This is a genomic window from Borrelia duttonii Ly, from assembly GCF_000019685.1.
Taxonomy (GTDB): domain Bacteria; phylum Spirochaetota; class Spirochaetia; order Borreliales; family Borreliaceae; genus Borrelia; species Borrelia duttonii.
In genome coordinates this window covers 20,634-27,476 of sequence record NC_011265.1, presented here as the reverse complement: position 1 = coordinate 27,476, position 6,843 = coordinate 20,634, and the positions used below count along the sequence as shown (strand labels likewise).

Sequence of the window (6,843 nt, the reverse complement as noted above, 5' to 3'; positions counted from 1 at the left end):
ATCAAATCTCCTTATTTGTTAGTTTTATATAAATAAATATTATAGCAAAAATAATTTTTGTCAACTTTTTGCTATAATATTTATAATTTTTTTTACAAAAAAAATATTTTTATTAAGAATAGGTTTACTTTTTAGTAACAATTGAGTTATTATACTTTTTAGTAAAGCCTAGCAAATCAGGAGTTTATATGGAAAATATAAAAAAGCCCATCAATAAATACCAACACAAATTAATCGTTTTAATCTCAACATTAAATTATATAAATTCTAAGTTTAAACAATATAATCAAAATAAAATACTATATTACTTCAATAATAACTTAAACAACAATGGCCAAAAAAAAGCTACACTCAAGACTCTACAAAGTTATTTATACAAACTAGAAAAAGAATTTCAAGTAACTAGCAACTATTACAGACATTTAGGAGAGAATTGCGGTACTGAAATTCACTACAAACTTAGATTTTCTAAAAAAGTATGTCACTATAAAATCAATAAACATTTTAGAAACAAAAAAGAAGACAGATTTCAACAACGTGCTAATGCATACCATCAACAAACATGCACTAATAATGGGAGTCTAAAGAAAAATGGGAGTGCAGAAAAATGGGAGTGTATTAATAATAATAGTAATAATAAGAATAATAAAAAGAAGAAAAAAGAACTAGAAAAAATAGAAAGAGAAAATGCACAGCTAGAAAAGTACATAAAGAAGTGTGAATTCAAAGATGATAAATATCTCTCTATTTTGAATTTAGAAACAACAAAAGAAATCAAAATAGAAAAGCTAATAGAACTGAAGAAAGAAGAGAATAGAATAGAAAGAGAATGCAATAAGAACAAGAAATTAGTAGATAAACAACAAGAATTAGAAAAGGCATTAGCAGAGACAAAAGAAGGATTAAGAAAAGAAGGATACAATGAGAAGCAATTAGAAACAGAGATACAAAAAGCGTATGAAAAGTATAAAGACAAGCCGCATTTTATCGTAGAGAGTAGTAAATACGGAGATTTAGGACAGATAGTAAAAAGGATTAAAAAAACAGTTGAACGAGAGAAAAAAGGTCAAAAAGAAGACCACAAACAGATTAGAAATAATATATTTAGTATACTGATAGATCAGTTGAAGAACAAAGTAGAGGTTAAAGTTTTAGTTCCAATGTTAAGAAATTATTTAAATAAGCAAGTTGATTTGAAATATAGCCAAGTATTTAATAATCACTATTATTACGAAATTTTAGAGATGGTAGAAGGGAAAGAGCATTTAAGAATAGAGGAGTATGAAAAAATTGTTGACTAAGGATTTGTTATGGATAGTGTATTAGAGCGTCTTAGAGAAAAAAAGGATGAGATTAAAGCAAACATATTTATTAGGTTAGAAGTAGAAGACAATAAGAAAATATACCATACAAAGGTCATGAATGATTTTTATGCATTTGGAATAGATAACAGATATAAAGGTAGATTTTTTATTTCATTTAGAGGATTATTCAATCAAAAAAAAATCATGTCTTTTAATTTATTTTCTATAAAGGGAGACGACAAATTTTTAGGGATATTCTATGGCTATAAAAAGCCAATACGAAATATTATAAAAAAATATGAAGAAAATGGAATAATTAAAACATCTTTTTTTTCAAAAATTTATTACATAGAGTTTAGATTTAGGAAGGGAAGTGTCTTTTGTTATATTAAAGGTATACATCGTTTACTTCAAAAAGATCGATTTAAAACAAAGTATTGTCAAGTTTTGGTTGAAAAACTTTCAAAGTTAGAAAGAGAAGTATATTTGTTTTATAACAAAAAATTGCCAAAAGGAGGTCTTGTACATAGATGGATAAAAAAAAACCAAAGGTGATTACCATCGCATCAATCAAAGGTGGAGTTGGGAAAAGTACGACCAGTATAATATTTGCAACATTATTAGCTCAAAAATATCGAGTATTGTTAATAGATATGGATACTCAAGCTTCTACTACTAGTTATTTTTATGAAAAAATAGAAAAACTTAATCTTGATCTGACTAAGTTTAATATTTATGAAGTTTTGAAAGAAAATATAGATGTTGATAGTTCTATTATCAGTATAAGTGATAATCTTGATTTAATACCTAGTTATCTTACTTTACATAATTTTAGTGATGAGAAAATTGAATGTAAAGATATTTTATTGAAAACTAGTTTGGGGACTTTATGTTTTGAATATGATTATATAGTTATTGATACTAATCCTAGTTTAGATATTACACTTAAAAATGCACTTATATGTAGTGATTATGTAATAATCCCAATGACAGCTGAAAAGTGGGCAGTTGAAAGTTTGGATTTGTTTAATTTTTTTATAAAAAAATTAAAATTGTCTTTACCTATATTTTTAATAATAACAAGATTTAGGAAGAATAAGACGCATAAGGCATTGTTTGAGATTTTAAAAAAAGGCGACAGATTTTTAGGGATAATTTCGGAAAGAGAAGATTTAAATAGAAGAATAGCAGAAAATAATACTTTTGATTTGAATAAAGATTATATAAAAGAATATGAAAATATTTTGGAAGTTTTTTTTAAAAAAGTCACTTGTTAATAAAATTTAACTATCAAATTGGTAAATCGTCTAATAATTAGACATTTTACTAAAAAGGAGTTTGAAATGGATATAAAGCTTAATAGAAGGGATTTAAATGGTGATGAAAATTGTATTGTTAATGATGATGCATTAAACCATTATAGTTCTTTAAAAGAAAAATTAAAAATTAATTCTAAAAAAGAAATTTATTGTAAATTAGAAACATTAAAAATTTTAAAAGAAATTAAGGATAATCAGTATTATAAGTTTGATGGATATAAAAGTTTTGATGCTTTTGCTAAAGATTTTAGACTTGCAAGAGCTCAGGTTTATAATTATCTAAAGATTGCTAATGCAATAAAAGAAGGGGTGATAGAAGAAGAATTTTTGATAAAAAATGGCATATTAGAAACATTAGTTGTATTAAGGAATAAGGAAACTAAAACAATAAAAAAGTCAAAACAAAATCCCATAAAGCCCTTAAGATTTCAACTTAAAAAGCAAGAAAGTTATGATTTTTATAAGAAAAATGCTAAGTTTACTAGTTTTTTAATGGATAAATTATTCCAGGATAAAAGAGATTTAATAGAAGAGTTTTTCAAGGAATTTAAAAATTTAAGGTGAAATTTATTCATATGTATATTAAGTATATTAATATTAGGTATGATATAATGCTTTTGAAAAAAGTATTTCTTTGATATTACTAATTATATCTACTCTTGTGTAGATATATAATATGTATGTTTAAGGTATATATATTAGTAAGTTAATTGACATTATTATAGATTTATTATATGGTAGTAGTATTGTTGAGGTCTATTTATGTTCAGACTTCTGAATTTGTTAGGTGGTTTTAAAAGATGTTAGGTCTTTGTTAATAAGTCTTTATTAAGAAGTGTTAACAAAGACCTAATTTTTTTATCTTTAAATTTATATTAATTTAAATCTTATATTTTGATAATGTTTGATTAAAGATATATAGTTGACAAAAATTAATTTTTGCTATAATATTTATTTATATAAAACTAACAAATAAGGAGATTTGATATGAATATAAATAGTAATAATATTCCAAAAACAAATATGCAAGAAACAACAAAAGTACAACAAACAATCAAAAGAGAATAGACTTTTTAAAGAACCTTAAAACGTTGAGAATGGGTTTGAATGGTGTAAACAAAAATCTTAATGGCTATGGATATAAATATCAAGATTTTAATGAAATAGTAAGAGAGGTTAAGAATGTTATTAAGGAACATGATCTAGATATTGATTTTGTGCAATATCCAACTACAAAGAGCATTGATGGTAATTTAGTAGATGTTGTTACAACGACATTTTATAGTCCTGCAAGTGGATATGAACATTCATTTGATACATCAACACATATAAAAGAATTGAAGTCTCTTGGTGTGAAAAGTCAAAATACATGGCCGCAGCTTGTGGGGTCTGCAATAACTTATTTCAAACGTTATGCACTAGTTGCATATTTATCAATAGAAAGTGAAGTTGATACTGATGCTAGTAATTTAGATATTGAACAAAAGAACAATAAAGAACAAATTGAAAATAATATTTCTAATAGTGAAGATAGTAGTACAGACAAACCATCTATAGGTGTAACAAAAGCAAGATCAATAGAAAGTAGAGTACAAAACAAACAAGTTGTTAATACTGGGCATTCTAAATCCGAAGTTAAACATAATGTTAATATGAATAAATTTACTTATTATCAAAACTTACTAATAGCATCAAGAAATATGTATGACTTTTTAAGCGAGAAGCCATTTGGCAGTTTGTCAGAAATAAACGATTATCTTGAATCTATTAAATCGGGAGATGATTCTAAATTACTTGAACACTTTAACAGAAATAAAATGTTAAAGAGTATTGAGTATTGGTGTAATTTGATTAAAGAGTACTTTACTAAAAGTAGTAAAGATTTAAGTAGGCTTGAGAAGTTTAATATATTTATGGCATTTGATTCAGATAAAGTTGGAAATAGTCCACTGAAATTGTTTAGTCAACTGTCTATTACTAAAGAATTCCAGTGTTTATTCAGCTTAACGTGATAATAAAAAGCCCCATCAGGGGCTTAAATAATTAATTTTTTAATTTTGAATATCTTCTATATACATCTTGAGCAATAGGTTTAGTGATGGTGATATAATCTTGAAATAATTTGATGTTAAACTTTAGATCCTCAACAGTATGTTCAGATTTAAGTTCTGCTGGATTGAAATAAGTAAATTTAGGATAATTGGGGTCTTTAACTTTTTTTTGTGTACGTGTTAAGAATACTTGCAAATACATAATATAATCGGATAACTTAGCTTCATAAGTACTGATATCTTTAAGAGATTCTGTTTTTGGAAGTGTTGGTTCGTCTATTAGTGAAGCGATAGTAGTACAAGAAATTATCAAGAAAAGAGAAATTAATCTTGATAGTAAAATTATTTTTTGAATTTTCATATTAAGCCTCCTTTAATATTTTTATATAAGAATTCATAATCTTATTTCTTTTGCTTCTAAGTTGAGATATATATTTTGCATTCTCATCTTGATTATAATAATCTTCAGAGTTTTTGATTATTTCGATATTGATTCTTATAATCTCTTCAAGTTCAGATAATAGTTTAATGGCTTCGTTCTGTTCCATTCTATTTATACTTGCTTCATACAAAGAAAATATGTAGTTAACTACTTTCAAGAAGATATTTGTATAAGTAGATGTATTTTTGTCATTATTATTTTTTTGTAAAAGTTCTGTAAATTTGTTTAGTATGTCAATACCGATTTTTGCCGTACTTAAATTCATTTATAGTTTTCTCCTAATAATTTTGTAATATTTACGATTTATTGTTTTGTATGATTTTTTGGATTTGAGGGAGCATTAATGCTCCCATCCATTTTTGTTTGTTTCGGATATCCTGTTTTGTTGTAGGTGCATAAGGCGTTGCACCATTTTCGGATGGAGTTTGCAAGTACCGTAGTTTTCAACTTGCGTTCCTATCCATAATTGCCTAGCAATAGGTATATAGCAAAAACAAATTTTTTGTAATTTTTTTTCGTCAATAAAATTAATGCAATTCAATATTACTTGAATTGCAATTAACCTTTATCATAAATCTTTATCCTTGTCTTTGTCTTTGCATTTAAACTTGGTAGCTAAGATGTTGATAATATCTTTAGTTATTGGTTTAACAAGAAAAACAAATAATGAACCCATACCTAAAATGAATAGAGAAATAATAATCAATTTACTTCCGTCAATATTAAGTAAAAGTTCCAATAAAACATTGAGACTTTGCATCATCCTTTAACCTCACTTTTTATAATAATATAATAAATGGTATATTAAATATATAGCTAAAATCATATATAGCAAAAATAAAAATTATGATTTGAGAAGCAAAGGATTACCCCCCACGTTTTTTTGCATGTACCAACCTTCTAAAATATTATTTTCAAATAATGTACCACCGTGTACGGAAGCAAGTGTAAATATAGTTCTGTTAGTTGAAGAATAACTATTGTACTGGATACTAACTTTTTTAGTAGCTTGTGAAGTTGAATTAGACATTACTTGGACTTTTACAATTAAGTAAATAGGCTTATTATCATATGAACTATCTGTTTGTATAATTATTTCTTCATTTTCAGATTGTCGTGAATTAGAACCAAGTTCAAAGATATAACGTCTGTTTAGCAAACTATACATAGACACGGATTCTCTATAAGATTGGCTACTACTATTATAGCTATTTGCTTGTACGGTACTAGTACTACTTGCATTGAAGCTGTTACTAATACCGGTAAGATGTTCTTGAACCTTTATTTTTTTCAAAGAAGAATAGTGAAGTCCTAGAAAATAAGTATTTGTATTTAAGGTATCTTGCTGTGATAAATCATATTCAAGTTTACTAGTAACTTTGCCAAGAATAGAATCCATAACACTGGATTCATTATTTTTTAGTTTTTCTATAACTTTTTGATAAGCTTGATTGATAAAGTTTGTATTTTGTAATAATTTAGTTGCTATGAGGCTTTTTATTACCTGCTTAAAATCATTAACGCCTTCGCCTTTAACGAATGTTTTTTTGTGCAATTCTTTACGAAAATCATCAAAAGTAATTGCGTGGCAACTAGAAAAACCATCATCTAAAACCAATAGATTAGAGGGGTCAGTTGAGGTTCTTCTATTAAGGTTTCTAATTTCTATTGTATCATCATGTCTTACGACGGTATCTTGTTCAGGACTTTCTTGACTTGTCATAAAA

Annotated in this window: 9 protein-coding genes; 5 read left to right on the top strand and 4 right to left on the bottom strand. The window is 25.9% G+C overall.

Features of this window, described 5'->3' with window-relative positions; translation table 11 throughout:
- Nucleotides 1–188 precede the first annotated feature (188 nt).
- The 5 genes from BDU_RS05720 to BDU_RS05700 all read left to right on the top strand — a co-directional run bounded on the left by BDU_RS05720 (nt 189) and on the right by BDU_RS05700 (nt 4,635).
- Complete coding sequence (locus BDU_RS05720) at nt 189–1,301, top strand: plasmid maintenance protein (RefSeq protein ID WP_012539836.1); 1,113 nt, start codon at nt 189–191, stop codon at nt 1,299–1,301.
- Nucleotides 1,302–1,310: 9 nt separating this feature from the next.
- Entirely contained in the window at nt 1,311–1,859 is a 549-nt protein-coding gene (locus BDU_RS05715; protein ID WP_012539835.1) for a DUF226 domain-containing protein, read from the top strand.
- Nucleotides 1,835–2,581 (top strand): ParA family protein, encoded by a 747-nt coding sequence (locus tag BDU_RS05710; RefSeq protein WP_012539834.1) that lies wholly within the window; start codon nt 1,835–1,837, stop codon nt 2,579–2,581. The genes BDU_RS05715 and BDU_RS05710 overlap by 25 nt, the downstream gene beginning before the upstream one ends.
- Nucleotides 2,582–2,647: 66 nt before the next feature.
- Entirely contained in the window at nt 2,648–3,187 is a 540-nt protein-coding gene (locus BDU_RS05705) for a chromosome replication/partitioning protein (protein ID WP_041177861.1), read from the top strand.
- A gap of 533 nt (nt 3,188–3,720) precedes the next feature.
- Entirely contained in the window at nt 3,721–4,635 is a 915-nt protein-coding gene (locus tag BDU_RS05700; protein WP_143705865.1) for an ERF family protein, read from the top strand.
- 31 nt (nt 4,636–4,666) lie between these two features.
- On the opposite strand, the gene BDU_RS05695 is transcribed toward BDU_RS05700, so the two are convergent.
- The 4 genes from BDU_RS05695 to BDU_RS05680 form a co-directional block, all read right to left on the bottom strand.
- Complete coding sequence (locus BDU_RS05695; protein WP_012539831.1) at nt 4,667–5,035, bottom strand: BBA14 family lipoprotein; 369 nt, start codon at nt 5,033–5,035, stop codon at nt 4,667–4,669.
- A gap of 1 nt (nt 5,036) precedes the next feature.
- Complete coding sequence (locus BDU_RS05690; protein WP_012539830.1) at nt 5,037–5,381, bottom strand: BlyB family putative holin accessory protein; 345 nt, start codon at nt 5,379–5,381, stop codon at nt 5,037–5,039.
- Between the two features lie 303 nt (nt 5,382–5,684).
- Nucleotides 5,685–5,879 carry a hypothetical protein gene (locus tag BDU_RS05685; protein WP_041177860.1) on the bottom strand — a complete coding sequence of 65 codons (195 nt, stop codon included), beginning with the start codon at nt 5,877–5,879 and terminating at the stop codon, nt 5,685–5,687.
- An 81-nt stretch (nt 5,880–5,960) separates the two neighbouring features.
- Nucleotides 5,961–6,839, bottom strand: a complete 879-nt coding sequence (locus BDU_RS05680) for a DUF685 domain-containing protein (protein ID WP_012539829.1) — start codon at nt 6,837–6,839, stop codon at nt 5,961–5,963.
- Nucleotides 6,840–6,843: the final 4 nt, after the last annotated feature.

What these genes read in the sequence shown, in the direction of transcription:
- BDU_RS05685 (WP_041177860.1), bottom strand. Translation starts at nt 5,879, where the DNA reads ATGATGCAAAGTCTCAATGTTTTATTGGAACTTTTACTTAATATTGAC.
- BDU_RS05715 (WP_012539835.1), top strand. Translation starts at nt 1,311, where the DNA reads ATGGATAGTGTATTAGAGCGTCTTAGAGAAAAAAAGGATGAGATTAAA.
- BDU_RS05720 (WP_012539836.1), top strand. Translation starts at nt 189, where the DNA reads ATGGAAAATATAAAAAAGCCCATCAATAAATACCAACACAAATTAATC.
- BDU_RS05710 (WP_012539834.1), top strand. Translation starts at nt 1,835, where the DNA reads ATGGATAAAAAAAAACCAAAGGTGATTACCATCGCATCAATCAAAGGT.
- BDU_RS05690 (WP_012539830.1), bottom strand. Translation starts at nt 5,381, where the DNA reads ATGAATTTAAGTACGGCAAAAATCGGTATTGACATACTAAACAAATTT.
- BDU_RS05680 (WP_012539829.1), bottom strand. Translation starts at nt 6,839, where the DNA reads ATGACAAGTCAAGAAAGTCCTGAACAAGATACCGTCGTAAGACATGAT.
- BDU_RS05695 (WP_012539831.1), bottom strand. Translation starts at nt 5,035, where the DNA reads ATGAAAATTCAAAAAATAATTTTACTATCAAGATTAATTTCTCTTTTC.
- BDU_RS05700 (WP_143705865.1), top strand. Translation starts at nt 3,721, where the DNA reads ATGGGTTTGAATGGTGTAAACAAAAATCTTAATGGCTATGGATATAAA.
- BDU_RS05705 (WP_041177861.1), top strand. Translation starts at nt 2,648, where the DNA reads ATGGATATAAAGCTTAATAGAAGGGATTTAAATGGTGATGAAAATTGT.